Source organism: Gandjariella thermophila, assembly GCF_005405885.1.
GTDB classification, from domain to species: domain Bacteria; phylum Actinomycetota; class Actinomycetes; order Mycobacteriales; family Pseudonocardiaceae; genus Gandjariella; species Gandjariella thermophila.
Genome location: NZ_BJFL01000002.1, coordinates 105,497 through 130,329, shown reverse-complemented (window position 1 = coordinate 130,329; position 24,833 = coordinate 105,497). Strand labels below are relative to the sequence as shown.

Sequence of the window (24,833 nt, the reverse complement as noted above, 5' to 3'; positions counted from 1 at the left end):
GGCGGCGGCTCAGCCGGTGCGGTGCGCCGACACCTTGGCCGCCTGCTCCCGCAGCGCGCGCACCGCCCTGCCCGGGTCGTCGGCCGCGTACACGGCGGAGCCGGCGACGAAGCAGTCCACGCCCGCCTCGGCGGCCGCCTCGATGGTGTCGGCGTTGATCCCGCCGTCGATCTCCACCAGCAGCCGCAGGTGCCCGGTGTCCACCAGGCTGCGCGCGGTGCGCACCTTGTCCAGCACCTCGGGGATGAACTTCTGCCCGCCGAAGCCCGGCTCCACCGACATCACCAGCAGGGTGTCGTAGTGCTTGAGCACCTCGACGTGCGGCTCCAGCGGGGTGCCCGGCTTGATCGACAGTCCGGCCTTCGCTCCCGCCGCGCGCAGGTTCTTGGCCAGGGCCACCGGGTCCTTCGCCGCCTCCACGTGCACGGTCACGTTGTACGCCCCGGTCTCCGCGTAGCCGATCGCCCAGCGGTCCGGGTCCTCGATCATCAGGTGGCAGTCCAGCGGGATGTCGGTGGCCTTGCGCAGCGACTGCACCACCGGCAGGCCGATGGTGAGGTTGGGCACGAAGTGCGCGTCCATCACGTCGACATGCAGCCAGTCGGCGCCCTCACCGGGCGGTCCGGCGACGACCGCCGCCTCCTCGGCCAACCGGGCGAAGTCCGCGGACAGGATGCTGGGGGCAATCATCGGCTGCGCTGGCACGGCAGCCCAGTCTAGGGCTCGCCCCGGCCGGCCCTGCCGCCGGCCGGTGGCCCGGCCCGCCCGCGGGTGGACCGGGCCACCGCGGCATCCGCGCGCTGGGCCATGCTGGTCGGCGCGCGCCTCGGCCCCCGGCAACGTCATGCGCCACCGTGAGACGTTCCCTAGTCGTCGTCGATCAGGCCGAGCCGGCGGGCGCAGCCGGCCCACGGCCGCCAGCCACGCTTCCGGTAGAGATCGAGCGCGCGGCGGTCCTGCTCGGCCGGGACCGCGCGGTGCGGGTAGCCGCGACCGCCGACCGCGCGCCAGGTGCGGAGGCTGAACTGGTAGGCGCCGTAGTAGCCGTTACCGGTGTTGAGGGAGTACCGGTTTCCGGATTCGCAGCGGCGCAGGCGGGCCCACGCGGAGGCCCCCGGAGCGGCGGAGGCGGGCACGGAAACGGCAAGCTGCGCGCCGCCGGCGATCAGCAGGGTCAACGCCGAAACGCCCAGCGCACGCAGCACGCGTGTTCGGGATTCGTTCATGGCGCGGACGCTAGGCAGGCGTGTTGTGCGCCACAACCGCACCATCAGCCCCGTGGGTCACCGCGGCCACGCGGTCGGGTGCAGCGTTACCCGCGCCGGGGCGATGATGCTCAAGCCGCGCGCGGGCGGCTATCCGGGGCGGCGCAGCAGCGCGCAGAACATGGCGTCGGTGCCGTGCACGTGCGGCCACAGCTGCACGTGCGGACCGGCGCCCAGGTCCGGTACGCCGGGGAAGCACCGCCTGGTGTCGAGCTGCTCCACCCCGGTGCGGCGGACCACGTCGGCCAGCACGCCGACGGTCTCCGGGAGGTGCGGCGAGCACACCACGTACCCGACCACGCCTCCCGGGCGCACCAGGCGCAGCGCGGAGGTGAGCAGCTCACGCTGCAACCGGGTCAGGCCGGGCACGTTGGCGGGCTGCCGCCGCCACCGAGCCTCGGGTCGCCGGCGCAGCGCGCCCAGGCCGGTGCACGGCGCGTCCACCAGCACCCGGTCGTAGCGGGACTCCGGCAGGCCGGGGTCCCGGCCGTCCGCGACGTGGACGGTCACCGGGAGACCCTCGGTGGCCTCGCCGACCAGCTTCGCGCGGTGCGGCGCCTTCTCCACCGCGTCCAGCGTTCCGCCGGAGAGACCGGCCAGCGCGCCGAGCAGCGCGGCCTTGCCGCCGGGGCCGGCGCACAGATCTAGCCAGCGCTTGTCACCGCCAGCCAGCGGCGCGCGGGTCAGCGCCAGCGCGCACAGTTGGCTGCCCTCGTCCTGGACCACCGCCAGGTGCTCGCGCACCGGGTCGAGGTCGCCGGGGTCGCCGGCACCGGGCTCCAGCCGCACCCCGTACGGCGAGTACGGGGCGACGTCCCCGCCGGTCATCGCGGCAAGCTCGGCGGCGCTCACCTCGCCGGGCCGGGCGGCCAGGTGCACGGCGGGGCGGTCGTCGTCGGCGCGCAGCAGCGCGGCGAGTGGTGCACCGGTGCTGCCGAGCGCGTCGGCGAAGGCCTGCGCGATCCAGCGCGGGTGGGCATGGGTGAAGGCGAGATGGCCGATCGGGTCCTCGGCGGCGGCCGGGGCGAGCCGTTCCAGCCAGGCCGCCTCGTCCTGCGCGGCGACCCGGCGCAGCACCGCGTTGACGAACCCCGCCGGGCCGGATCCCGCCTCCGCCCTGACGAGGTCCACTGTGGACGCGACGGCGGCGTGCGGCGGCACCCGGGTGCGCAGCAACTGGTAGCAGCCCAGCCGCAGCGCGTCCAGCACCGTTCCGTCCACTTCGGACAGCGGGCGGTCGGTGCAGGCGGCGAGCACCGCGTCCAGCAGCCCCTGCGCCCGGGCGGCGCCGTAGGCGAGTTCGGTGGCCAGCGCGGCGTCCCGCCCGGTGATCCGGCGTTCCCGCAGCAGCGCGGGCAGCACCAGGTTGGCGTAGGCGTCGCGTTCCCGCACCGCGCGAAGCGTGTCCAGGGCGGCCTGGCGGGGCGGGTCCTGCGCGGGCGGCCGGCGGGGGCCCAGGCGGCGCTTCGGCGGGCGCTGCCCGCGCGGCCGGGCCGGGCGGCGCTCCCGCCCGGTCACCGGACCCGCTCCCCTGGCTCGACCCGGGCGCCGCGGGCCCAGTCGGCGGCCGCCATCCGCTTCTTGCCCTGCGCCTGCACCTCGCCCAGCCGCACGGCCCTGGTCGCGGTGCCGACCAGCACCGCGTTCCGATCGACCCGCAGCTCTCCCGGGGCGAGCGTGTCCTCGTCGGTGGGCCGTACCGGCCCGAGCTTCAGGCGCTCGCCGCGGAAGGTGGTCCACGCGCCGGGGTCCGGGGTGACCGACCGGATCAGGCGGTCCACCGCGAGTGCCGGCTCGGTGAACGTGACCCGGGCGTCGTCCACGGTGACCTTGGGCGCGTAGCTGACTCCCTCGGCGGGCTGCTCCACCGCGCGCACCGTGCCGTCCTCGATACCGTCCAGAGTGGACAGCAGCAGTCGCGCCCCGGCCACGGCCAGCCGGTCCAGCAACTCGCCCGCGGTGTCGGTGTCCCGGATCGGCTCGGTGAGTGTGCCGAACACCGGTCCGGCGTCGAGTTCGGGGACGATCCGGAAGGTGCTCGCCCCGGTGATCTCGTCGCCGTGCCGGATGGCGGCCTGCACCGGCGCCGCGCCCCGCCACGCGGGCAGCACCGAGAAGTGCAGGTTGACCCAGCCGTGCTTGGGGATCTCCAGCGTCGGCTCGGGCAGCAGCGCGCCGTAGGCGACCACCGGGCAGCAGTCCGGGGCCAGCTCGCGCAGCCGGGCGAGGAAGTCCGGGGCGCCGGCCCGGCGCGGGGTGAGCACCTCGACGCCGTGCTCGTCGGCGACCGCGCCCACCGGGGAGCGGACCAGGTGGCGGCCCCGGCCGGCCGGGGCGTCGGGGCGGGTGACCACGGCGACCACCTCGTGCCGTGCCGAGTCGATCAGGGCGCGCAGCGAGGGCACCGCGGCGTCCGGCGTGCCCGCGAACACCAGCCGCATTACCGGGCCTGCCCGAACAGCGGGTGCGGGCTCTGCTTGATGGTGGGCACTCTCCCGTCGAACCAGTCCGCCTCGCGGATCGCCCTGAGCGCCGCCTTGCGGGTCTCCGGGTCCAGCCGGTCGACGAACAGCACCCCGTCGAGGTGGTCGGTCTCGTGCTGGATGCACCGGGCGAGCAGCTGGGTGCCCTCCACCCGGATCGGCTCGCCGTGCAGGTTCTGTCCCTTGGCCACGACGTGCAGGTGCCGCCGGCAGTCCCAGGACATCCCGGGAATGGACAGGCAGCCTTCCGGCCCTTCCTGGTACTCCTCGCCCACCACGTCGAAGGACGGGTTCACCAGGTGCCCGGCGAAACCGTCGCAGTGGTAGGTGAAGACGCGGAGCCCGACGCCGAGTTGCGGCGCGGCCAGACCGGCACCTCCGGCGTCCTGCATGGTGTCCCACAGGTCCTTGACCAGGATCCGGAGTTCCTTGTCGAAGTCGACCACCTCGGTGGCGCGGCTGCGCAACACCGGATCGCCGAACAGCCGGATCGGTTGGACGGTCACGGGCTCACCTCGGGACGCGGACGGGACTACCGATCCAGTCTAGGAGAACCCGGCGGCCCGCCCGGGATCAGAGGAGTTCCACCGGGTCCAGCCGGACCCGGGCCAGGTCGGGATCCTTGCGGGCGGTGCGCACCGCGACCGCGGCACGCAGCGCGGCAGCCAGCGCCCTGCCCTCGGCGCGGCGCACCCGCACCAGGGCACGCTCGGCGCCGTCCGCCCGCTCCAGCGGTACCGGGCCGAGCACCTCGGCCGAGCCGGGCAGGTTCACCCCGTCGAGCAGGTCGGCGACCGCGGCGGGCGAGCCGTCCACGGCGGCCATCCGCACCGCGGGCGGGAAGCCCAGCTCGGCGCGGGCGGCCAGTTCCTGGCCGGCGTGCCAGGCCGGGTCCCAGCGGATGAGCGCCTGCACCGCGGCGAGCGAGGAGTCCGCCGCCACCACCACCCGGCCGCCCTCGCCGGCGGGGCGGACCAGCGCGGCGGCGGTCATCCAGCGGCGCAGCGTCTCCTCGGCCGCGCGCAGGTCGGCCCGGCCGAGCAGGGCCCAGCCGTCGAGCAGCAGCGCGGCCCCGTAACCGCCCTCGGCGAGCGGCTCGGCGCCGGGCGTGGCGACCACCAGTTGCGGCCGGGCGGGCACGGCGGCCAACACCTCGCCGCCACCGGAGGTGCGGACCGCGACGCCGGGGAAGGCCCGGCCCAACTCCTCGGCGGTGCGCCGGGAGCCGACCACCACGGCGCGCAGCCGCCGGGAGCCGCAGGCCGCGCACCGGAAGGCCGCCTCGGTGGCGCCGCACCAACGGCAGGCGGGCGGGCGGGGCGCCTCGCCGTCCGCCCCGGCGGCGAGCCCGAGCGGGCCGGCGCAGCGCCGGCACCGGGCGGGCGCCCGGCAGTTGGCGCAGGCCAGCAGCGGCACGTAACCGCGGCGCGGCACCTGCACCAGCACCGGTGCCCCGGCAGAGAGCGCGGAGCGGGCCGCGTCGAAGGCCACCGAGGGCAGCCGGGCCGCCCGCGCCGCCGGGTCGCGGGCGAGTTGGGATTCGTGCTCGCCGATCGCGGTGACCCGGGGCGCGGCGGCGCGCACCGTGTCCCGGTCGGCCACCACGCCGTGCGCCCACCCGCTGTCCAGCAGCAGTTGTGCCTCGGCGGTGCGGGCGAACCCGGCGAGCAGCAGCGCCGCCCCGGAGGAGTGGGCGCGGAGCATCAGCACGTCCCGCATGTGCGGGTACGGCGCGTGCGGGTCGGCGTGCAGGTCGTCGCCGTCGTCCCAGACCACCAGCAGACCGGGGTCGGCGACCGGGGCGAACGCCGCGGCGCGGGTGCCGACCACCACCCGGACCACGCCGCGGCGCACCGCCAGCCAGCGGCGGTACCGCTCGGCCGGGCCGAGGTCGGCGGACAGCGCCACCACGCCGTGCCCGCCGAGCAGCGCCGCGCACGCCGCGTGCAGCCGGGCGACGTCCCGGTGATCGGGCACCACCAGCACGGCGCCGCGTCCCGTGGCGGCGACCACCGCGGCGGCCTCGGCCAGCCGGGCCGGCCAGTCCTCGCCGGGCAGTGCCTGCCACACCGCGTGCGCGGGCCGGCGCTCGTGCAACGCGTCCAGGAAGGCGGGGCCACGCGGGTAGCGGCGCCAGCCGTCGGCGGCGGGTCGCCGCGGCGGTTCGGCCGCCTCGCCGGATGGCTCGGCCTCCACCCGGGCATGCCGGGGCGGCACGGCCAGCCGGAGCACGTCGGTCAGGGTGCCGGCGTAGCGGTCGGCGACCGCCCTGGCCAGCGCGGCGATCTCGGCGGCGAGCACCGGTTCGGCGGAGATCACCCGATCCAGGAAGGCGAGCCGGCCCGGGTGCTCGGAGGTGGCCACCCGCTCGAGCAGGAACCCGTCGACCAGTTGGCCGCCGAACCGCACCCGGACCCGGCAACCGGGCACCGCCTCGGCGTCCAGGTGCTCGGGCACGTGGTAGTCGAACGCGCGGTCCAGGTGGGCCAGCGGCACGTCGACGCAGACCCGGGCCACGGGCAGGGTCGCGGCCGGTGTCCGCTCCCCCCGCCGCGCGGTCCTTCTGCTGGCCATGCCGCTTCTCTACCAGAGCGCGGTGCGGTGACCGGCGACGGACCCGCGAGCGCGCCCGGTGCGGGCCGTTCCGATCCGGCCGGCGGCGGGCCCGCTCCGGTCACCACGGGGGATGTTCGGCGAACATCGAGCGCACCGCGGCGACCACGGTGTGCCACGGCGCCAGCGGGTTGTCGGACACCGGCTCGGCCACCCACTCCGCCTCGCCGAAGGGCGTGGTGGAGGGTGGCAGCAGGAGCAGGGCACCCTTCCGTGGCAGCGCCACGTCGAGCCGGGCCAGGTCATCCAGGGCGCGCTCGGTGGTGGGGGTGGCGGGTTGGGTGAGGAACGCCCAGCGCTCGGGGTGGCCGGGGTAGGAGATGATCGGGCCGCCGAGCATGCGGATCGACAGGAAGAACTTGACCGCACGGCCGAGTTCGGCGGACATCACCACGGCGTCCACGGGGTGGCCCAGGATGATCGCGGTAGTGCCGGCGCTCGGATTGCCGGTGATCGGCCAGCCGTAGCGCTCGTGGTAGTCCTCGTGGCAGGTCGCCTCGGTGTCGGCGACGACCGCGGGGATCGGACGGACAAGATCCACGGTCGTCATCGCGATTGAGCCTCCTTGTGTGCGATGACGGAGCGCGGTGGGGCAAGCCGGTGGGGAGGGCGGCGCCCCACCGCGCTCATGAGCCGGGCGGCGCGCCGTCCGGGGCGTGGAGCAGCGCCACCCGGTCAGTCGGGGCGTGGGCCGGCGGGCCGGCCCGGCCGGGCATCGGAACGTCACACCAGGGGCGCCACGTCCCGACGTGCAGCCACTGCCCACCCCAGGGGTAACGGATCAGCACCGTCGAGTGCTGGCAGCGCCGGCAGGGGCGGAGAGTGGACTCGATCGCCATCGTCGTCACTCACCTCACCTTCCTGACGCTCCGCGGGCAGTGGCCCCGGTCACCTCACAGCCTGGCCCACCGGCGGCGGGAGTGGATCGGCGAACCTACCGATGCCGGTGCGTATGTTTCCGTACCGGCATCCGTACCCGCCCGGGATCGCACACCGTGCGTAACGGGCTTGGCGACGCCCCGGAGTGGTTGGCCGCCACCCACGCCGCGACCTGTGCCCGGCTGGTGAAGCCGAGCTTGGTGAGGATGTTCTCCACGTGGGTCTCGGCGGTGCGCGGCGCGATCAGCAACCGTTGCGCGATCGCGCGGTTGGAGAGCCCCTCGCTGACCAGTTGGGCGATCTCCCGCTCCCGGGCGGTCAGCGGTCCCCCGGCCGGTGCCGGCTCGGTCGGCGCCGGGGTGGCCGCCGGCCGTCCGCGCTCGAGGGCGTCGTCGATGGCCTGGTCGAGGTCGAACGACTCGCCCTCGGCGACGATGGTCCGGTAGCTCCGCGGCCCCAGCGCCCGGCGCAGCCGCGCCTGGTACTCGTCGACCTGGGCGTGATGGGACTGTGTCGCCTCGGACAGCCGGGCCCCGCTCGCCCGGTACACGGTGCGGGCGGCGCCCACCAGCCGCGCGGCCTGCTCCGCCCGACCCTCCGCCGCCGCGCACCAGGCCAGCGTCTCCAGGCACTGCGCGATGCCCATGGTGTCGTCCAGTTCCCGCAACAGCGGGATGGCCCGTCGCAGCGGTTCCTTCGCACCACCCGGGTCGCCCGCCTCGAACCTGGCCAGGCCGAGCACCCACCGCGCGTACGCCCCGGACCAGCCGGCGCCGCGCCGGTCGCAGATGGCCACGCACTCCTCGGCCGGCCGCACCGCGCCGCGGTCGCGGAGGAACGCGCCGATCAGCGCCCGCTGGAACAGGCTGTTGGACAGGCCGGCGAGGTCGCCGGCGGCGCGCTGCCCGGCCAGCACGTCGTCGGTGGCGGCCAGCGCGGTCGGGTGGTCGCCGCGCTGGAAGGCGACCAGGGCCAGGCCGCGCCGGATCTCGGCGAGCAGGCCCCGTTCGCCGAACCGTTCGGCGAGCGGGGCGGCCTCCTCGAACCTGGCCCGGGCGGTGCCCGGTTCGCCCGCCATGGCCGCCAGGTAGCCGGCGGCGAACAGCGCTGCCGCCCGGGCCGGCGTGGGCTCGGGAGCGGCGGCGAGGGCCCGGCCCAGCCACACCCGCCCCTCGCGCAGCAGGCCGCAGCCGATCCAGTAGCCGCGCAGCGCGCCGGTGATCTCCAGGGCGGCGGTGGGGTCTCCCGGGCCGCTCAGGCAGGTCTCCAGCGCGGCCCGGAGGTTGGCGTGCTCGCCCCGCAGCCGAAGCAACCAGTCGACCTGCCCCGGGCCGAACCACGCGGCGTCGCACTCGCGGACCAGCCGACGGCACCAGGCCACGTGTCGTGCCAGGGCGGTGTCCAGCCAGCCGGACTCGGCCAGCACCGAGCGACCGTAGCGGCGGATCACGTCCAGCATCCGGTACCGGACGTGCCGCCCGCCCGCCGTCTCGTGCCGGGTCAGGATCGACTCGTCCAGCAACGCCGCGACCAGGTCGAGCACCGAGTCGCGGTCCACGCCCTCCCCCGCGCACACCTGCTCCGCCGCGACCAGGTCGAAGCCGCCGCTGAAGACCGAGACCCGCGCCCAGAGCAGCCGCTCCGCCGGGGAGCAGAGCCAGTAACTCCAGTCGATCACGGCGCCCAGCGTGGCCTGGCGCGGCGCCACCCCGCCCAGGTCGCCGGCGGGAAGCTGGAGCGCGTCCTCCAGGTGGGTCAGCAGTTCCGGCAGGGCCATGCTCCGCAACCGCACCGCGGCCAACTCGATGGCCAGCGGTATGCCGTCCAGCCGGCGGCAGATCTCGGTGACCGCCCGCCGGTTTCCGCCGTCCACCCGGAAGCCGGGTACCACGGCGGCCGCGCGCTCGGCGAACAGGGTCACCGCTTCGGCCCCACCGCTGTCCCCCTCCGCCGAGGGAACCGGAAGCGGCGGCACGGCCAGGGACTGCTCACCCGGCGTGTGCAGCAGGCGCCGGGAGGTGGCCAGGATCCGCAGCCCGGGGGCGTGCGCGAGCAGGTGGCCCACCAGATCGGCGCAGGCCTGGGCCAGGTGCTCGCAGTTGTCCAGCACCAGCAGAGCCTGCTTGTCCGCCAGGAATTCGGTCAGCCGGGTGGTCGGGTCCACCGCCTGGTCGTGTAGGCCCAGCGCGCTGGCCACCGTCTCGGGGACCAGCGTCGGATCGCCGACCGAGTCGAGCGCGACGAACCACCGGCCGTCCGGGAAGGCCCGCCCGACCTTGGCCGCCACCTGGATGGCCAACCGCGTCTTGCCGACCCCGCCGAAGCCCACCACGGTCAGCAGGCGGGCGGCCGGCAGCAGCCGGGTGGCCTCGGCGACTTCTCGGCGGCGCCCCACGAAGCTGGTGAGCTCGATCGGCAGCGTCCCGGCCGACCGCGGCTCGGTCCGCATCCTTCCAGGGTAGAGCGGCGCTGGTCAGGGCCGCCGGTCGCAGAGCCGCCGCTGCCCTGGCGGCACAGGTGCCCGGCCGGTCGGCGCCGGCCGGGCACGTCCGCCGGGCACCGGCTACAGGCCGGCGGCGTCGCGCAGCGCGTCCACCCGGTCGGTGCGCTCCCACGGCAGGTCCACGTCGGTCCGCCCGAAGTGCCCGTACGCCGCGGTCTGCGCGTAGATCGGCCGCAACAGGTCCAGATCCCGGATGATCGCCGCCGGCCGCAGGTCGAACACCTCGTTGATGGCCGCCTGGATCTTCACCGGATCCACCGTCTCGGTGCCGAAGGTCTCCACGAACAACCCCACCGGCGCGGCCTTGCCGATCGCGTAGGCCACCTGCACCTCGATCCGCGAGGCCAACCCGGCGGCCACCGCGTTCTTGGCCACCCAGCGCATCGCGTACGCCGCGGACCGGTCCACCTTGGACGGGTCCTTGCCGGAGAACGCGCCGCCGCCGTGGCGGGCCATCCCACCGTAGGTGTCCACGATGATCTTCCGACCGGTCAGACCGGCATCCCCCATCGGGCCGCCCACCACGAACCGCCCGGTCGGGTTCACCAGCAGGCGCACGTTGTCGGTGTGCAGGGCGAGCCCGTCGATCTCCGGGCCGACCACCTGCTCGCGGATGTCCACCGCGAGCATCTTGTCCAGGTCGATGCCCTCGGCGTGCTGGGTGGACACCACCACGGTGTCCAGCCGCACCGCCTGCTCGCCGGCGTACTCGATGGTCACCTGCGTCTTGCCGTCCGGCCGCAGGTACGGCAGTGACCCGTCCTTGCGCACCCGGGTCAGCCGGCGGGCCAGCCGGTGCGCCAGCGCGATCGGCAGCGGCATCAGCTCCGGGGTGTCGGTGCACGCGTAGCCGAACATTAGGCCCTGGTCACCGGCGCCCTGCCGGGCGATCTCGTCCTCGGCCGCCTCCACCCGGGACTCGTACGCCGCGTCCACACCCTGGGCGATGTCCGGGGACTGCGACCCGATGGCCACGTTCACCCCGCAGGAGTGACCGTCGAAGCCCTTGGCCGAAGAGTCGTAACCGATGTTCAGGATGGTGTCCCGGACGATCGCCGGGATATCCGCGTACGCCTCGGTGGTCACCTCACCGGCCACGTGCACCTGACCGGTGGTCACCAGCGTCTCCACCGCCACCCGCGACCGCGGGTCCTTCGCCAACAGGGCGTCCAGGATCGAGTCGCTGATGGCATCGCAGATCTTGTCCGGATGCCCCTCGGTCACCGACTCACTGGTAAACAGCCTCCGACTGGCCTCGGTCACGGGCACCCCACTCTCGTCCAAAGTTGACAAGCACGTTCAGCCTACGCAACTGCGGCCGGGATGTGGCTCAATCGGTGAGCAACGCGGTCACCGCGTCCCACACAGCGGCCGCCAGTTGCGACTTCGAGCCGTGTGGGATAGGAGTCTCGGTTCCGTCCGCGGACAGCAGCCAGCCCGCGTTGTCCTCGACCTCGAACGCGCGACCCTCGCCCACGGCGTTGACCACCAGCAGGTCACAGCGCTTGCGGGCGAACTTGGCCCGCCCGTGCGCCAGCACGTCGGTGCCGGCGTCACCGGTCTCGGCGGCGAACCCGACGATGACCTGCCCGGGCCGGCGGTCGCGGACCAACTCGGCGAGCACGTCGGCGGTGCGGGCGAGCGCGACCGGTTCCGGGTCCCGGTCGGTCTTCTTGATCTTGTAGCCGGCCGGCCGTGCCGGGCGGAAGTCAGCCACGGCGGCGGCCATGACCAGCACGTCGGCGTCCTCGGCGGCGGCGTGCATGGCCTGCCGCAGCGCCTCGGCGGTGTCGACCCGCACCACCTCGGCCCCGGCCGGGTCGGGCAGCCCCGCGGTGTTCGCCGCGACCAGGGTGACCCGGGCGCCGCGCTGCGCGGCCACCCTGGCCAGCGCGTAGCCCTGCCGGCCGGAGGACCGGTTGCCCAGGAAGCGCACCGGATCCAGCGGCTCCCGCGTGCCGCCCGCGGACACCACGACCCGGCGACCCACCAGGTCCCGGGGCAACGCGTCCGGCCGGGCCAGCAGCAGCCGGGCCAGGTCGACGATCTCCGCCGGGTCGGGCAGCCGGCCCCTGCCGGTGTCCGGGCCGGTCAGCCGGCCGCTCGCCGGCTCGGCCACCACCACCCCGCGGGAGCGCAGCAGCGCCACGTTGTCCCGGGTGGCCGGGTGCTCCCACATCTCGGTGTGCATGGCCGGCACCATCAGCACCGGGCAGCGGGCGGTCAGCAGGGTCGCGGCGAGCAGGTCGTCGGCCCGCCCGTGCGCGGCCCTGGCCAGCAGGTCCGCGGTGGCCGGGGCGACCACCACCAGGTCGGCGGTCTGCCCGATGCGCACGTGCGCCACGTCCGGCACGTCCTCGAAGACGCCGGTACGCACCGGCTGGCCGGACAGCGCCTCGAAGGTGGCGGCGCCGACGAATCGCAGCGCCGACTCGGTGGGCACCACCCGCACGGCATGGCCGGTCTCGGTGAGCCGGCGGAGCACCTCGCACGCCTTGTAGGCAGCGATGCCACCGCCGACGCCCAGCACCACCCTCGGCCGGTCGGCGGCGCCCGCCTCCCCGGGCGGGCGCTCGTCGGCGGCGTCCACGGCCACCTCCGCCGCGACCTCCGCGCCGCCCTCCCCCGGGGCAAGCGCGTCCGCCGACTCGATCAGGTTCGCCTCCGCGGAAGGAGGGACGTCGGCCGGCTCCGCCCCCGGGCGTGCGTCGGGGGTATCGCTCACTCGCCCTCGGTGTGCTCGAGCAGCCCGGCGTGGATCTCGCGCAGCGCGATGGACAGCGGCTTCTCCCGCGGTCCCGGCTCGACGAGCGGGCCGACGTACTCCAGCAGCCCCTCGCCGAGCTGCGCGTAGTAGTCGTTGATCTGGCGGGCGCGCTTCGCGGCGAAGATCACCAGCGCGTACTTCGAGCTGACCTTTTCCAGCAGGTCGTCGATGGGCGGGTTGGTGATGCCCTCCGGGACGGTGCTCGTCGGCTCGCCCAGGGCGCCCAGCTCGGTGGGAATGGTCACTCGCGATGCTCCTGCGGTTGGCTCATGGTGGCGGGTCTGCCGTCCCGGGCTCGCCGCGGTGCGTGCTCGCGTCACGGGCGAGCGGCGCCACCGGGCCCAGGGCCGACTACCAAGGTTAGCAACTCGGCGGCCGCCGCCCGCACGTCGGTGTTCACCACGACCGCGTCGAACTCCTCGGCCGCGGCCAGTTCCTCCCTGGCCACGTCCAGCCGCCGCCGCACCACCTCGGAGTCCTCGGTGCCTCGGCCGGCGAGCCGGTCGACCAGCGCCTCCCAGGAGGGTGGGGCGAGCATCACCAGCTGCGCCTCGGGCATGGCCCTGCGCACCTGGCGGGCGCCCTGCAGCTCGATCTCCAGCACGGCCGGGGTCCCGGCGGCCAGGGTCTCCTCCACCGGGCGGCGGGGCGTGCCGTACAGGTTGCCGGCGTACTCGGCGTGCTCCAGCAGCTCACCCGCCGCCAGCATGCGGTGGAAGGTGTCCCGGTCGACGAAGTGGTAATGGACGCCGTCGACCTCGCCGGGGCGCGGGGCCCGAGTGGTCACCGAGACGCTGAAGAACACGTCCGGCCGTAGTCGGCGCAGTTCGGCGAGCACGCTGGACTTCCCGACGCCCGACGGGCCGGAGACGACGGTGAGCCGGGGCCGGACGAGCCCGCCCGGCCCCGGCCCTTCGACGCTCACTCGCCGCTGAACTCGGCAAGCAGAGCCTTGCGCTGCCGCTCGCCCAGACCGCGCAGCCTGCGGCTTGGAGCGATCTCCAGCCGCTCCATGATCTGCGCCGCACGGACCTTACCGACCCCGGGCAGCGCCTCCAGCAAGGCGGAAACCTTCATCTTGCCCAGGACCTCGTCGTTGTCCGCAGCGGCAAGCACCTCCTTGAGGGTGGTGCCACCGCGCTTGAGGCGCTCCTTGAGCTCAGCCCGAGCGCGACGAGCAGCAGCCGCCTTCTCCAGCGCTGCGGCCCGCTGCTCCTCGGTCAGCTGGGGAAGGGCCACTATCTCCTCCGTGGTGTGGGTGTTTCTCTGATCGGTGCCGCGACCGTACCGACCGCTTCTCGCTGCGCACAACGCGGGTCCGCGATGTCAACGCGACATTCGCGCCAACAACGAACCCACCCGGTCGGGTTAAAGGCTGCGCCGGAGGGCCACGGCGAGTGGAATAACTACCAAGGGCCCCCGACAGCCTGATCACCGCCACCGGTGACGCGACGGCAACCGACCGTGTGGTATGCGCATGGGCTCGGCCCATACCAGCCACCCGGCCAAGATCACGCCGCCGTGCCGGATCATACCAACGTTTCCGCAGCTCAGGGGGTTTGAGCCGAAAATTGACCGAGGATTACGCGCTGCTTACCCTCAGCGCCGCAGGGTAGCGAACCAGCTCCGGCGGGCGTCGGCTACCGGTCCGCGACCAGCTCGTCGCGGACGCGCGCGGCGGCGGCGCGCAGCGCGGTGGCATCCGGACCGTGGCGCAGCACGTCCCGCGACGAGGTGGGCAGCACCCACGGCGTCGCCGCGCCGAACACCCGCCGCAGGTCGGCGGCCGTGGCACCCTGCGCACCCAGGCCGGGCGCCAGGATGGGGCCGTTCAGCCGGGTCAGGTCCAGTCCGGAATCGCCGACCGTGGCGCCGACGACCACGCCGACCCCGCCCATCGGGCTCGCGCCCGCGTTGCGCTCCGCGGCGGCGTCCACCACCGCCTGCGCCACGCTGCTGCCGGACTCCGTCACCGCGCGCTGCACCTCGGCGCCCTCCGGGTTTGAGGTGCGGGCCAGCACGAACACGCCGCGACCGGCGACCGCGGCCGCGTCCAGCGCGGGCGTCAGCGAGCCGAAACCCAGGTACGGCGAGAGGGTCACCGCGTCCGCCGCCAGCGGCGCGCCGTCGGCGAGGTAGGCGGCCGCATAGGCGGCCATGGTGGACCCGATGTCGCCGCGCTTGGCGTCCAGCACCACGAGCGCTCCGCCGGACCGGGTCTCGGCGATCACCCGCTCCAGCACGGCGATCCCGCGCGCGCCGTACGCCTCGAAGAACGCCGACTGCGGTTTCACCGCGGCGACCTCACCGGCCAGCGCCTCGACGCAGGTCAGCGCGAACCGCTCCAGCCCGACGGGGTCCGCGGGCAGCCCCCACGCCTGCAGCAGACCCGGGTGCGGGTCGATACCCACGCACAGCGGTCCGCGGGCGGACATGGCTTCGGCGAGCCGCCCGCCGAAGCCGTCCGCCACGCCGCCCCGCCCGCGGGCCCGCGCGCCGTGGTCACCGTGCTCGGCGCGGGTCGGCCCCGGGCCGCTCATGCCCGCCCGCCGTGGTCCGTGCCCGCGTGCAGCGCGGCGTGGAACGCCTGCAGCGGCCGCACGCCGATGTCATCCCGGATCAGCGCCTCGATGCCGTACACGGCCGCGGTGGCGCCCTGGATGGTGGTGATGCACGGGATGTCCCTGGCCACCGCGGCGGTGCGGATCTCGTAGCCGTCCACCCGCGGCCCGTGGTTGCCGTACGGGGTGTTGATGACGATGTCCACGCCGCCGGCGAGGATGCGCTCGACGATGTTGTCCTCGCCCTCGAAGTGCTTGCGCACCACGGTGCACGGGATGCCGTTGCGGCGCAGCACCTGGGCGGTGCCGGTGGTGGCCAGCACCTCGAAGCCGAGGTCGGCCAGCCGCTTCACCGGGAACACGATGGACCGCTTGTCCCGGTTGGCCACCGACACGAACACCGTGCCCGAGGTGGGCAGCGAGCCGTAGGAGGCGGTCTGCGACTTGGCGAACGCCTTGCCGAAGACGCTGTCGATGCCCATCACCTCGCCGGTGGACTTCATCTCCGGCCCGAGCAGCGAGTCCACTCCAAGCCCCTCCGGGGTGCGGAACCGGTGGAACGGCAGCACCGCCTCCTTCACCGCGACCGGCGCGTCCGCCGGCAGTTCGGCACCGTCGCCGGAGGCGGGCAGCAGCCCCTCGGCGCGCAGCGTGGCGATGCTGGCGCCCAGCATGATCCGGGCGGCGGCCTTGGCCAGCGGCACGGCGGTCGCCTTGGACACGAACGGCACGGTGCGGCTGGCCCTCGGGTTGGCCTCCAGCACGTACAGCACGTCGTCCTTGAGCGCGTACTGCACGTTGAGCAGGCCGCGCACGCCGACGCCCTTGGCGATCGCCTCGGTGGACCGGCGGACCACCGCGAGCACCTCGCTGCCCAGGGTGATCGGCGGCAGCGCGCAGGCCGAGTCGCCGGAGTGGATGCCGGCCTCCTCGATGTGCTCCATCACGCCACCGAGGTAGACCTCGCCGCCGTCGCACAGCGCGTCCACGTCGATCTCGATGGCGTCGTCCAGGAACCGGTCCACCAGCACCGGATGCTCCGGACTGGCCTCGGTGGCCCGGCTGATGTAGTTCTCCAGCGACGACTCGTCGTAGACGATCTCCATGCCGCGCCCGCCGAGCACGTAGGACGGCCGGACCAGCACCGGGTAGCCGATCTCGTCGGCGATCCGCCGGGCCTCCTCGAACGACGTGGCAGTGCCGTAGCGGGGCGCGGGCAGCCCGGCGTCGGTGAGCACCTCGCCGAACGAGCCGCGGTCCTCGGCGAGGTGGATGGCCTCCGGCGGGGTGCCGACCACGGGGACCCCGGCGTCCGCGAGCCGTTGCGCCAGGCCCAGCGGGGTCTGCCCGCCGAGTTGCACGATCAACCCTGCCACCTCGCCGGACGCCTGCTCGGCGTGCACCACCTCGAGCACGTCCTCGAAGGTGAGCGGCTCGAAGTAGAGCCGGTCGGAGGTGTCGTAGTCGGTGGACACGGTCTCCGGGTTGCAGTTGACCATGACGGTCTCGTAGCCGGCGTCGCGCAGCGCCATGGCGGCGTGCACGCACGAGTAGTCGAACTCGATGCCCTGGCCGATCCGGTTCGGGCCGGACCCGAGGATGATCACCTTGGGCCGCCCGCGCTGCTCGGTGACCTCGGACTCGGCCGCCGGGTCGGTCTCGTAGGCCGAGTAGTGGTACGGGGTGCGCGCGGCGAACTCGGCGGCGCAGGTGTCCACCGTCTTGTACACCGGCCGCACGCCCAGGCGGTGCCGCAGGTCCCGCACGCCGTCCTCGCCGGCCAGTTCCGGGCGCAGTACGGCGAGCTGCCGGTCGGACAGCCCGGCGCGCTTGGCCCGGCGCAGCAGTGGCTCGTCGAACACCGCCGCGGCGCTGATCTCCTCGCGCAGCTCGACCAGGGAGAGGATCTGGTCGATGAACCACGGGTCGATGCCGGACGCCTCAGCGACCTCGGAGACGGTGGCGCCCAGCCGCAGCGCGCGCTCCACGGTGTAGAGCCGGCCGTCGTGCGGGGTGCGTAGCTGCGCCAGCGTCGACTCCCTGGTGGCGCCGGCCGGGTCGGGCCGGGTCCAGAACCCGATCGCCTTGGTCTCCATCGAGCGCAGCGCCTTGCCCAGCGCCTCCACGAAGCTGCGGCCCAGCGCCATGGCCTCGCCGACGCTCTTCATCGTGGTGGTCAGCGCCGGGTCCGCGCCGGGGAACTTCTCGAACGCGAACCGCGGGATCTTCACCACCACGTAGTCCAGGGTGGGTTCGAAGCTGGCCGGGGTCTCCCCGGTGATGTCGTTGCGGATCTCGTCCAGGGTGTAACCGATGGCCAGCTTCGCGGCGATCTTGGCGATCGGGAAGCCGGTCGCCTTGGACGCCAGCGCGGAGGACCGGGACACCCGGGGGTTCATCTCGATGACCACCATCCGCCCGGTCTCCGGGTGGATGGCGAACTGGATGTTGCAGCCGCCGGTGTCCACGCCGACCGCGCGCAGCACCGCGATGCCCACGTCCCGCATGTGCTGGTACTCGCGGTCGGTGAGGGTCATCGCCGGGGCCACGGTCACCGAGTCGCCGGTGTGCACGCCCATCGGGTCGACGTTCTCGATCGAGCAGACCACCACCACGTTGTCGTGGTGGTCGCGCATCAGCTCGAGCTCGTACTCCTTCCAGCCGAGCACGCTCTCCTCGATGAGCACCTCGTGCACCGGGGACTCGGCCAGCCCGGCCGCGGCCATCCGCTCCAGCTCCGCCTCGGTGTGCGCCATGCCGGAGCCCTGGCCGCCCATGGTGTAGGAGGGCCGGATCACCACGGGCAGGCCCAGCTCGGCCACGGTGGCCCGGACCTCGTCCATGGTCTTGCACACCGCGCTGCGCGGCACCTCGCCGCCGACCGAGCGGACGATGTCCTTGAACCGCTGCCGGTCCTCGCCGCGCTGGATGGCGTCGATGTCGGCGCCGATCAGCTCGACGCCGTAGCGATCCAGCACGCCCCGCTCGTGCAGCGCGACCGCGGTGTTCAGCGCGGTCTGCCCACCCAGGGTGGCCAGCAGCGCGTCCGGCCGCTCCGCCTCGATCACCTTCTCCACGAACTCGGGGGTGATCGGCTCGATGTAGGTGGCGTCGGCGAACTCCGGGTCCGTCATGATCGTGGCCGGGTTGGAGTTCACCAGGCTGACCCGCAGGCCCTCCTGGCGCAGCACGCGGCACGCCTGGGTGCCCGAGTAGTCGAACTCGCACGCCTGGCCGATCACGATCGGCCCGGAGCCGATCACCAGGACGTGGGAGATGTCGGTGCGCTTCGGCATCAGGCGGCCCCGCCCTTCACGCTCGTGCCTCCGGTCATGAGGCTTGCGAACTCGTCGAACAGCGGCGCGGCGTCGTGTGGGCCGGCGGCCGCCTCGGGGTGGTACTGCACGCTGAACGCCGGGGTGTCCAGGCAGCGCAGGCCCTCCACGGTGCCATCGTTCGGGCAGTAGTGGCTCACCTGGGCCGCGCCGAACGCGGAGTCGAACCGCTGCCCCGGCTCGCCCTCCAGGGCGAACCCGTGGTTGTGCGCGGTGATCGCCACCCGGCCGGTGGCGACGTCGATGACCGGCACGTTGATCCCGCGGTGGCCGTAGCGCATCTTGTACGTGCCCAGGCCGAGCGCCCGGCCGAGGATCTGGTTGCCGAAGCAGATGCCGAACAGCGGCAGCCGGCGGGACAGGATCTCCCGGGTCAGCTCGATCGCGTGGGTCGCGGTGGCCGGGTCACCGGGGCCGTTGGCCAGGAACACCCCGTCCGGCTCGACGGCGAGCACGTCGTCCAGGGTCGAGGTCAGCGGCAGCACGTGCACCTCGATGCCCCGCTCGGACATCATCCGCGGCGTGTTCGACTTGATGCCCAGGTCCATCGCGGCCACCCGGAACCGCCGCTCACCGGCGGCCGGTACCACGTACGGCTTCGCCGTGGTGACCTCGCCGGCCAGGTCCGCGCCGACCATCGACGGGCTCTCCCGCACCTCGGCCACCATCTCGGCGTCGTCGCGCAGCGCGTCGCCGGAGAACACCCCGGCTCGCATCGCGCCGGCCTCGCGGATGTGCCTGGTCAACGTCCTGGTGTCCACGCCGGCGATGCCGACCACGCCCTGCCGGGCCAACTCGTCGGACAGTGACCGGCGGGACCGCCAGTTCGACGGAACGCGCGCCGGGTCGCGGACCACGTACCCGGCCACCCAGATCCGGCTGGACTCGTCGTCCTCGTCGTTCCAGCCGGTGTTGCCGATCTGCGGCGCGGTCTGCACCACGATCTGCCGGTGGTAGGACGGGTCGGTCAGGGTCTCCTGGTAACCGGTCATCCCGGTGGCGAACACCACCTCGCCGAGGCTGCGGCCCACGGCCCCGTATGCCTCGCCGCGGAAGATCCGGCCGTCCTCCAGCACCAGCGCGGCCGGTCCACTACTCGTCGGGGTCGTCACTGCTCGGCGCCTCCCTGCGTGCGCTCGGCGGGGGCGTGCCGCTCGGCGAGGCGGTTCAGCTCCGCCACCCACCGCGGGTACAAGTCCTTGTCGTCGCCGCGGAATCCGGTGTCCAGCAGGTGGTCGCCGAGCCGCCAGCGCACCACCAGCAGGCCGTCCGCGGTCATCACCTTGCCGGCGAGCGCACGGTCGGTGCGTGCCTCGCGCAGCGCCTCCACCGGGATCCACAGCGGGCTCGCGCCGGACCGGGACACCACCAGCCCGGCGTCGAACAGCGCGAGCTCGGCCGCCGCACGGAAGCCGACGTCGGAAACGGCGATCCGGTCCTGCCAGTCTCCCGCCGTGGTGGTGCCCACGTACACGCCGGTGGCCACCGGCAGCAGCGGGGTCCGATCCGGCTTCCCGTCCCGCCACCACGCGGGCGCCTCGGGGAACGGCGGCAGCACCGCGGCCTGCCGGCGGGCCCGGTTCCGCCAGCCCCACCACATCGCGGCCGCGCACAGCACGAAGAACGCGACCACCACCAGCACCAGCAAGAACCTGATCATGCCCGGATCCCTCCCTGGTACGCGGTGACCCGGCCGCGCAGCACCGTGGCCGCCACCGCCGCGGGCAGTTCCATGCCCTCGTAGGGAGTGTTCCCCGCGATGCTGGCCAGTTCGCTCGCCCGGACCGTCCACCGCGTGTCCGGGTCCACCAGCGCCAGGTTGGCCGGCTCGCCGGCGGCCAGCGGCCGGCCCTGGTCGGCCAGGCCGGCGATCTCGGCCGGCCGCTCGCTCATCACCCTGGCCACGCCGCGCCAGTCCAGCAGCCCCGGCCGGACCAGCGCCTCGACCACCACGGACAGCGCGGTCTGCAGGCCCAACATGCCGGGCCGGGCGGCAGCCCACTCGCAGTCCTTGTCCTGCGGGGCGTGCGGCGCGTGGTCGGTGGCCACGCAGTCCAGCACGCCCTCGGCCAGCGCCCGCCGCAGCGCGGTCACGTCGCGCTCGGTGCGCAGCGGCGGGTTGACCTTGTTCACCGGGTCGTAGCTGGTCAGCCGCTCGTCGGTGAGCAGCAGGTGGTGTGGGGTGACCTCGGCGGACACCCGCACCCCGCGCCGCTTGGCCCAGCGCAGCACGTCCGCGGTGCCGGCGGTGGACACGTGGCAGACGTGCAGCCGGGCGCCCACCTGCTCGGCCAGCAGGCAGTCCCGGGCCACGACGGCCTCCTCCGCGGCGGCCGGCCAGCCGGTGAGGCCGAGCCGGGCCGCGGTCTCCCCCTCGTGCGCCTGGGCGCCCACGGTCAGCCGGGGTTCCTCGGCGTGCTGGGCGACCACCGCGTCCAGTGCCTTGGTGTACTCCAGCGCCCGCCGCATGATCAGCGGGTCGGCCACGCATTGCCCGTCGTCGGAGAAGACGCGCACCCGGGCCGAGGATCGGGCCATCGCGCCGAGTTCGGCCAGCTTCTCGCCGGCCAGGCCGACGGTCACCGCGCCGACCGGGTGCACGTCGACCAGGCCGACCTCCCGGCCGCGCCGCCACACGTGCTCCACCACGACGGCGTTGTCGGCCACCGGGTCGGTGTTGGCCATGGCGAACACCGCGGTGTAGCCGCCGAGCGCGGCCGCGGCCGAGCCCGTGTCGATGGTCTCCGCGTCTTCCCGGCCGGGTTCCCGCAGGTGGGTGTGCAGGTCGACGAAGCCGGGCAGGGCCACCAGCCCGCCGGCGTCGAGCACCTCCGCGTCCTCGGCGGCCAGGCCCGGACCGATCTCGGCGATTCGCCCCTCGGCGATCCGCAGGTCGACCGGCTCACCCTCGCCATACGGCCGCACGCCCCGGATCAGCAGCGGCGTGGTGGTTTCGGTTGCCGTGTGGGCGACCGCGGTCATTCGGCATGCTCCTCTCCGGCCAGCAGGTGGTAGAGCACGGCCATCCGCACGTGCACGCCGTTGCGGACCTGCTCGGTGATGGCCGAGCGGGGCGAGTCGGCGACCGACGAGCTGATCTCCATGCCGCGCAGCATCGGGCCGGGGTGCAGCACCACGGCGTGCTCCGGCAGCCGGCGCAGCCGGGTCTCGTTCATGCCGTACGCGATCGAGTACTCCCGCGCCGACGGGAAGAACCCGCCGTGCATCCGCTCCGCCTGCACGCGCAGCAGCATCACCGCGTCCAGGCCCGGCAGTTCCGCGTCGAGGTCGTGGGAGATGCCCGCGACCGGCCAGCGTTCGACGCCGGCGGGCAGCAGGGTGGGCGGGGCGACCAGCGTCACCTCGGCGCCCAGCGTGGCCAGCAGCCGCACGTTGGACCGGGCGACCCGGCTGTGCAGCACGTCACCGACGATCGCGACCCGCCGGCCGGCCAGCGAGCCCAGCCGCTCCCGCAGCGTGGCCGCGTCGAGCAGCGCCTGGGTGGGGTGCTCGTGGGTGCCGTCCCCGGCGTTGACCACCGCCGTCGGCGTGCCGTCCAGCCAGGTGGCCAGCCGGTGCGCCGCGCCGGAGGCGGGGTGGCGCAGGATCACGCAGTCGGCGCCGGCCGCGGACAGGGTGAGCGCCGTGTCCCGCAGCGACTCCCCCTTGCCGACCGAGGAACCGGTGGCGGAGACGTTCACCACGTCCGCGCTCATCCACTTGCCGGCGACCTCGAAGGACACCCGGGTGCGGGTGGAGTTCTCGTAGAAGACGGTGAGCACGGTCCGCCCGCGCAGCGTGGGCAGCTTGCGCACCTCCCGGCCGAGCAGGGTGCGCTTGAGGTGGTCGGCGGTGTCCAGCAGCGCCGTCGCGGTGTCCCGATCAAGGTTCTCCGCGGAGAGCAGGTGCTTCACGGCGAGGCCACCTCCTCGCCGGACCGCCGACGCAGCAGCACGCCGTCCCGGCCGTCCACCTCGTCCAGCAGCACGGCGATCTGCTCGCTGCGCGCGGTGGGCACGTTCTTGCCCACATAGTCGGCCCGGATGGGCAACTCTCGGTGACCCCGATCGACCAGCACGGCGAGTTGGATGGCCCGCGGCCGGCCGTGGTCACGCAGCGCGTCCAGCGCGGCACGCACGGTGCGGCCGGAGAAGAGCACGTCGTCGACGAGGACCACGAGCGCCTCGTCGATACCGCCGTCGGGCAGCCGGGTGGACTCCAGCGGCCGGGTGGGCCGCCGGCGCAGGTCGTCCCGGTACAGCGTGATGTCCAGAACGCCCACCGGGACCCGGTGGCCGCTGAACTCCGCGATCCGCGCGGCGAGGCGCCGGGCGAGCGGAGCACCCCGGCGCGGGATACCCAGCAGGACGATCGCGGGTGCACCGGGTGACCCCAGAGCGGTTTTCTCGATGACCTGGTGGGCCATTCGAGCGATCGTGCGCGCGACGTCACCGGCCGACAGCAGCTCGCGCTCGTCGACCGGTCCCGCCGCGCCACGAGGACGTGGCGCCACGGAGGACCTCCTTCCCCGCCTCACTGGACGGGTCCTTAAAGGACGTCGAACAACCGGGCACAACCCGGTTGACCTGCACCGTATCAGGCGGCCGCGGTCAGACTTCCGGGTGGTGTCGCCCGACGCACCCGCCCGAAGCAGTGAGATCAGCTTGACCTGGTGACAACTGCGAGCAACCATTACTCTGCGTATTGATCTGAGCCTCCCCGCGGCATTCCCCTACCGGCTGACGGGGCGAACGAACGGAGAACCGCCACATGGGCGACTACGCCAAGGCGCTAGGGGCCAAGCTCCGCGCGATCCGCCAGCAGCAGGGCCTGTCCCTGCACGGCGTTGAGCAGAAGTCGGGCGGCCGCTGGAAGGCCGTGGTCGTGGGTTCCTACGAGCGGGGGGACCGCGCCGTCACAGTGCAGAAGCTGGCGGAACTCGCCGACTTCTACGGCGTGCCCGTCGCCGAGCTGCTGCCCGAGGGACGGGTGCCGTCCGGCGCGGAACCCGCCACCAAGATCGTCATCAACCTGGAGCGGTTGCAGCAGCTGCCGGCCGAGAAGGTCGGGCCGCTGGCGCGGTACGCGGCGACCATCCAGAGCCAGCGCGGCGACTACAACGGCAAGGTGCTCTCCATCCGCACCGAGGACCTGCGATCCCTGGCCATCATCTACGACATGACCCCGGGTGAGCTGACCGAGCAGCTCATCGACTGGGGCGTGCTGCCTCCCGAGGCCCGCCCGGCCAAGGAAGACTGAGCGGTCGCCGACGCACGCCGCGCCCCGGGCGCACCCGACGAGGGCGCCCGGAGTCCGGTGTGCCGTCGGCGTGCCGCCGCTCGCCCGTGAACACCCCGCGGGTGGGTCAGCGGACCGCGCGCAGCCGGTCGGCGATGAGCGCGATGCGGCCGAGCACCCCGTTGACGAACCGGGGCGAGTCGTCCGTGGACAGCGCCTTGGCCAGCTCGACCGCCTCGTTGATGGCCACCGCGTCCGGCACGTCGTCGGCCCACAGCAGCTCGTAGAGGCCCAGCCGGAGCACGGCCCGGTCGACCGCGGGCATCCTCGGCAGGGTCCAGCCCTCGGCGTGCTCGGCGATGAGCTGGTCGATGCGGGCCCGGTGGGCCGCGACGCCCTCGATGAGCGTGACGGTGTAGTCGCTGACCGGCGGGGCGTCCGGTGACCCCACCCGCTCGGCGAGCAGGGTCACCGGGTCCATCTCCCGCGCCTCCGCCTCGTAGAGGAGGTCAACCGCGCGCTTGCGTGCCTTGCTGCGCGCCCCCATCTCGGTCCTCCTCAAGGCGTGGCGGCGTTGTCGTCGTGGTCGGTCGGCGGGTTCGTGGCTCGGGTCAGCTCGCCCGGCCCAGGTAGCGGCCGTCACGCGTGTCGACCTTGACCTTGTCCCCGGTGCTGACGAACAGCGGCACCTGGATCTCCGCCCCGGTTTCCAGGGTGGCCGGCTTGGTGCCGCCGGTGGACCGGTCGCCCTGCAGGCCCGGGTCGGTCTGCTGGACGACCAGTTCGACGGACGCCGGCAGCTCCACGTACAGCGGGGAGCCCTCGTGCTGGGCGACGGTGACCGCCTGGTTCTCCAGCATGTACTTGGCCGCGTCGCCGACGGTGTCGGCGGAGACCGAGATCTGGTCGAAGGTGTCCGGGTCCATGAACACGTAGTCGGCGCCGTCCTGGTACAGGTAGGTCATCTCGCGCCGGTCGACCGTGGCGGTGTCGACCTTCACGCCCGCGTTGAACGTCTTGTCGACCACCTTGCCGGACAGCACGTTCTTCAGCCTGGTCCGCACGAACGCGCCGCCCTTGCCCGGCTTGACGTGCTGGAACGACACGACGGTCCACAACTGGCCTTCCAGGTTCAGCACGAGGCCGTTCTTCAGGTCGTTGGTGGTGGCCACGGTGGCGTTCTCTCCTG

Annotated in this window: 24 protein-coding genes; 1 reads left to right on the top strand and 23 read right to left on the bottom strand. The window is 74.0% G+C overall.

Annotated elements, in window-relative coordinates; all coding sequences use genetic code 11:
* Positions 1 to 9: 9 nt before the first annotated feature.
* The 21 genes from rpe to pyrR form a co-directional block, all read right to left on the bottom strand.
* On the bottom strand, positions 10 to 690 hold the full coding sequence (gene rpe / locus FFT21_RS02570) for a ribulose-phosphate 3-epimerase (RefSeq protein ID WP_137812322.1): 681 nt from the start codon (positions 688 to 690) through the stop codon (positions 10 to 12).
* Between the two features lie 176 nt (positions 691 to 866).
* Positions 867 to 1,226: a transglycosylase family protein gene (locus tag FFT21_RS02565; protein WP_137812090.1), complete on the bottom strand. Its 360-nt coding sequence runs from the start codon at positions 1,224 to 1,226 to the stop codon at positions 867 to 869.
* A 129-nt stretch (positions 1,227 to 1,355) separates the two neighbouring features.
* Positions 1,356 to 2,783, bottom strand: coding sequence for an RsmB/NOP family class I SAM-dependent RNA methyltransferase (locus FFT21_RS02560; protein ID WP_137812089.1), 1,428 nt, complete (start codon positions 2,781 to 2,783; stop codon positions 1,356 to 1,358).
* Positions 2,780 to 3,706 (bottom strand): methionyl-tRNA formyltransferase, encoded by a 927-nt coding sequence (gene fmt / locus FFT21_RS02555; RefSeq protein ID WP_137812088.1) that lies wholly within the window; start codon positions 3,704 to 3,706, stop codon positions 2,780 to 2,782. Before fmt ends, FFT21_RS02560 begins: the two co-directional genes overlap by 4 nt.
* Complete coding sequence (gene def, locus FFT21_RS02550; protein ID WP_137812087.1) at positions 3,706 to 4,254, bottom strand: peptide deformylase; 549 nt, start codon at positions 4,252 to 4,254, stop codon at positions 3,706 to 3,708. Before def ends, fmt begins: the two co-directional genes overlap by 1 nt.
* Positions 4,255 to 4,321: 67 nt before the next feature.
* Complete coding sequence (locus FFT21_RS02545; RefSeq protein WP_137812086.1) at positions 4,322 to 6,322, bottom strand: primosomal protein N'; 2,001 nt, start codon at positions 6,320 to 6,322, stop codon at positions 4,322 to 4,324.
* Positions 6,323 to 6,422: 100 nt separating this feature from the next.
* A complete protein-coding gene (locus tag FFT21_RS02540) occupies positions 6,423 to 6,911 on the bottom strand; it encodes a hypothetical protein (RefSeq protein ID WP_137812085.1) in 489 nt (162 codons plus the stop codon).
* A gap of 76 nt (positions 6,912 to 6,987) precedes the next feature.
* The gene (locus FFT21_RS02535) at positions 6,988 to 7,209 is read right to left on the bottom strand and encodes a hypothetical protein (protein ID WP_137812084.1); all 222 of its coding nucleotides are present in this window, start codon (positions 7,207 to 7,209) and stop codon (positions 6,988 to 6,990) included.
* Between the two features lie 86 nt (positions 7,210 to 7,295).
* Complete coding sequence (locus FFT21_RS02530) at positions 7,296 to 9,689, bottom strand: ATP-binding protein (protein WP_137812083.1); 2,394 nt, start codon at positions 9,687 to 9,689, stop codon at positions 7,296 to 7,298.
* 114 nt (positions 9,690 to 9,803) lie between these two features.
* Positions 9,804 to 11,006 (bottom strand): methionine adenosyltransferase, encoded by a 1,203-nt coding sequence (gene metK, locus FFT21_RS02525; protein WP_192909355.1) that lies wholly within the window; start codon positions 11,004 to 11,006, stop codon positions 9,804 to 9,806.
* 67 nt (positions 11,007 to 11,073) lie between these two features.
* Positions 11,074 to 12,273 (bottom strand): bifunctional phosphopantothenoylcysteine decarboxylase/phosphopantothenate--cysteine ligase CoaBC, encoded by a 1,200-nt coding sequence (gene coaBC / locus FFT21_RS02520; protein WP_137812320.1) that lies wholly within the window; start codon positions 12,271 to 12,273, stop codon positions 11,074 to 11,076.
* 191 nt (positions 12,274 to 12,464) lie between these two features.
* Entirely contained in the window at positions 12,465 to 12,755 is a 291-nt protein-coding gene (rpoZ, locus tag FFT21_RS02515) for a DNA-directed RNA polymerase subunit omega (RefSeq protein ID WP_192909354.1), read from the bottom strand.
* Between the two features lie 71 nt (positions 12,756 to 12,826).
* Complete coding sequence (gene gmk, locus FFT21_RS02510; RefSeq protein WP_137812082.1) at positions 12,827 to 13,435, bottom strand: guanylate kinase; 609 nt, start codon at positions 13,433 to 13,435, stop codon at positions 12,827 to 12,829.
* Positions 13,432 to 13,749, bottom strand: coding sequence for an integration host factor, actinobacterial type (gene mihF, locus FFT21_RS02505; RefSeq protein ID WP_137812081.1), 318 nt, complete (start codon positions 13,747 to 13,749; stop codon positions 13,432 to 13,434). The genes gmk and mihF overlap by 4 nt, the downstream gene beginning before the upstream one ends.
* A 401-nt stretch (positions 13,750 to 14,150) precedes the next feature.
* Complete coding sequence (gene pyrF / locus FFT21_RS02500; protein WP_137812080.1) at positions 14,151 to 15,050, bottom strand: orotidine-5'-phosphate decarboxylase; 900 nt, start codon at positions 15,048 to 15,050, stop codon at positions 14,151 to 14,153.
* Entirely contained in the window at positions 15,047 to 18,367 is a 3,321-nt protein-coding gene (gene carB / locus FFT21_RS02495; RefSeq protein WP_137812079.1) for a carbamoyl-phosphate synthase large subunit, read from the bottom strand. Before carB ends, pyrF begins: the two co-directional genes overlap by 4 nt.
* Complete coding sequence (gene carA / locus FFT21_RS02490; RefSeq protein ID WP_137812078.1) at positions 18,367 to 19,518, bottom strand: glutamine-hydrolyzing carbamoyl-phosphate synthase small subunit; 1,152 nt, start codon at positions 19,516 to 19,518, stop codon at positions 18,367 to 18,369. Before carA ends, carB begins: the two co-directional genes overlap by 1 nt.
* A complete protein-coding gene (locus FFT21_RS02485; RefSeq protein WP_137812077.1) occupies positions 19,515 to 20,066 on the bottom strand; it encodes a PH-like domain-containing protein in 552 nt (183 codons plus the stop codon). Before FFT21_RS02485 ends, carA begins: the two co-directional genes overlap by 4 nt.
* Complete coding sequence (locus tag FFT21_RS02480) at positions 20,063 to 21,388, bottom strand: dihydroorotase (RefSeq protein ID WP_137812076.1); 1,326 nt, start codon at positions 21,386 to 21,388, stop codon at positions 20,063 to 20,065. The genes FFT21_RS02485 and FFT21_RS02480 overlap by 4 nt, the downstream gene beginning before the upstream one ends.
* Positions 21,385 to 22,320, bottom strand: coding sequence for an aspartate carbamoyltransferase catalytic subunit (locus FFT21_RS02475; RefSeq protein WP_137812075.1), 936 nt, complete (start codon positions 22,318 to 22,320; stop codon positions 21,385 to 21,387). The genes FFT21_RS02480 and FFT21_RS02475 overlap by 4 nt, the downstream gene beginning before the upstream one ends.
* A complete protein-coding gene (gene pyrR, locus FFT21_RS02470; protein WP_137812074.1) occupies positions 22,317 to 22,919 on the bottom strand; it encodes a bifunctional pyr operon transcriptional regulator/uracil phosphoribosyltransferase PyrR in 603 nt (200 codons plus the stop codon). Before pyrR ends, FFT21_RS02475 begins: the two co-directional genes overlap by 4 nt.
* A 257-nt stretch (positions 22,920 to 23,176) precedes the next feature.
* On the opposite strand from pyrR, the gene bldD reads away from it, so the two are divergent.
* Positions 23,177 to 23,665, top strand: coding sequence for a transcriptional regulator BldD (bldD, locus tag FFT21_RS02465; protein ID WP_015103676.1), 489 nt, complete (start codon positions 23,177 to 23,179; stop codon positions 23,663 to 23,665).
* A gap of 106 nt (positions 23,666 to 23,771) precedes the next feature.
* Here the strand turns inward: bldD and nusB are convergent, their stop codons facing one another.
* Together nusB and efp are read right to left on the bottom strand one after the other, a co-directional pair.
* Positions 23,772 to 24,191 carry a transcription antitermination factor NusB gene (gene nusB / locus FFT21_RS02460; protein ID WP_137812073.1) on the bottom strand — a complete coding sequence of 140 codons (420 nt, stop codon included), beginning with the start codon at positions 24,189 to 24,191 and terminating at the stop codon, positions 23,772 to 23,774.
* 64 nt (positions 24,192 to 24,255) lie between these two features.
* A complete protein-coding gene (gene efp, locus FFT21_RS02455) occupies positions 24,256 to 24,816 on the bottom strand; it encodes an elongation factor P (protein ID WP_137812072.1) in 561 nt (186 codons plus the stop codon).
* Between the last annotated feature and the right edge of the window lie 17 nt (positions 24,817 to 24,833).

Bases quoted from the DNA above. Each gene is read 5' to 3' on its own strand.
- rpe (WP_137812322.1), bottom strand. From the start codon at position 690: ATGATTGCCCCCAGCATCCTGTCCGCGGACTTCGCCCGGTTGGCCGAG.
- FFT21_RS02540 (WP_137812085.1), bottom strand. From the start codon at position 6,911: ATGACGACCGTGGATCTTGTCCGTCCGATCCCCGCGGTCGTCGCCGAC.
- pyrF (WP_137812080.1), bottom strand. From the start codon at position 15,050: ATGAGCGGCCCGGGGCCGACCCGCGCCGAGCACGGTGACCACGGCGCG.
- FFT21_RS02480 (WP_137812076.1), bottom strand. From the start codon at position 21,388: ATGACCGCGGTCGCCCACACGGCAACCGAAACCACCACGCCGCTGCTG.
- FFT21_RS02530 (WP_137812083.1), bottom strand. From the start codon at position 9,689: ATGCGGACCGAGCCGCGGTCGGCCGGGACGCTGCCGATCGAGCTCACC.
- fmt (WP_137812088.1), bottom strand. From the start codon at position 3,706: ATGCGGCTGGTGTTCGCGGGCACGCCGGACGCCGCGGTGCCCTCGCTG.
- FFT21_RS02565 (WP_137812090.1), bottom strand. From the start codon at position 1,226: ATGAACGAATCCCGAACACGCGTGCTGCGTGCGCTGGGCGTTTCGGCG.
- FFT21_RS02485 (WP_137812077.1), bottom strand. From the start codon at position 20,066: ATGATCAGGTTCTTGCTGGTGCTGGTGGTGGTCGCGTTCTTCGTGCTG.
- carB (WP_137812079.1), bottom strand. From the start codon at position 18,367: ATGCCGAAGCGCACCGACATCTCCCACGTCCTGGTGATCGGCTCCGGG.
- bldD (WP_015103676.1), top strand. From the start codon at position 23,177: ATGGGCGACTACGCCAAGGCGCTAGGGGCCAAGCTCCGCGCGATCCGC.
- FFT21_RS02545 (WP_137812086.1), bottom strand. From the start codon at position 6,322: ATGGCCAGCAGAAGGACCGCGCGGCGGGGGGAGCGGACACCGGCCGCG.
- nusB (WP_137812073.1), bottom strand. From the start codon at position 24,191: ATGGGGGCGCGCAGCAAGGCACGCAAGCGCGCGGTTGACCTCCTCTAC.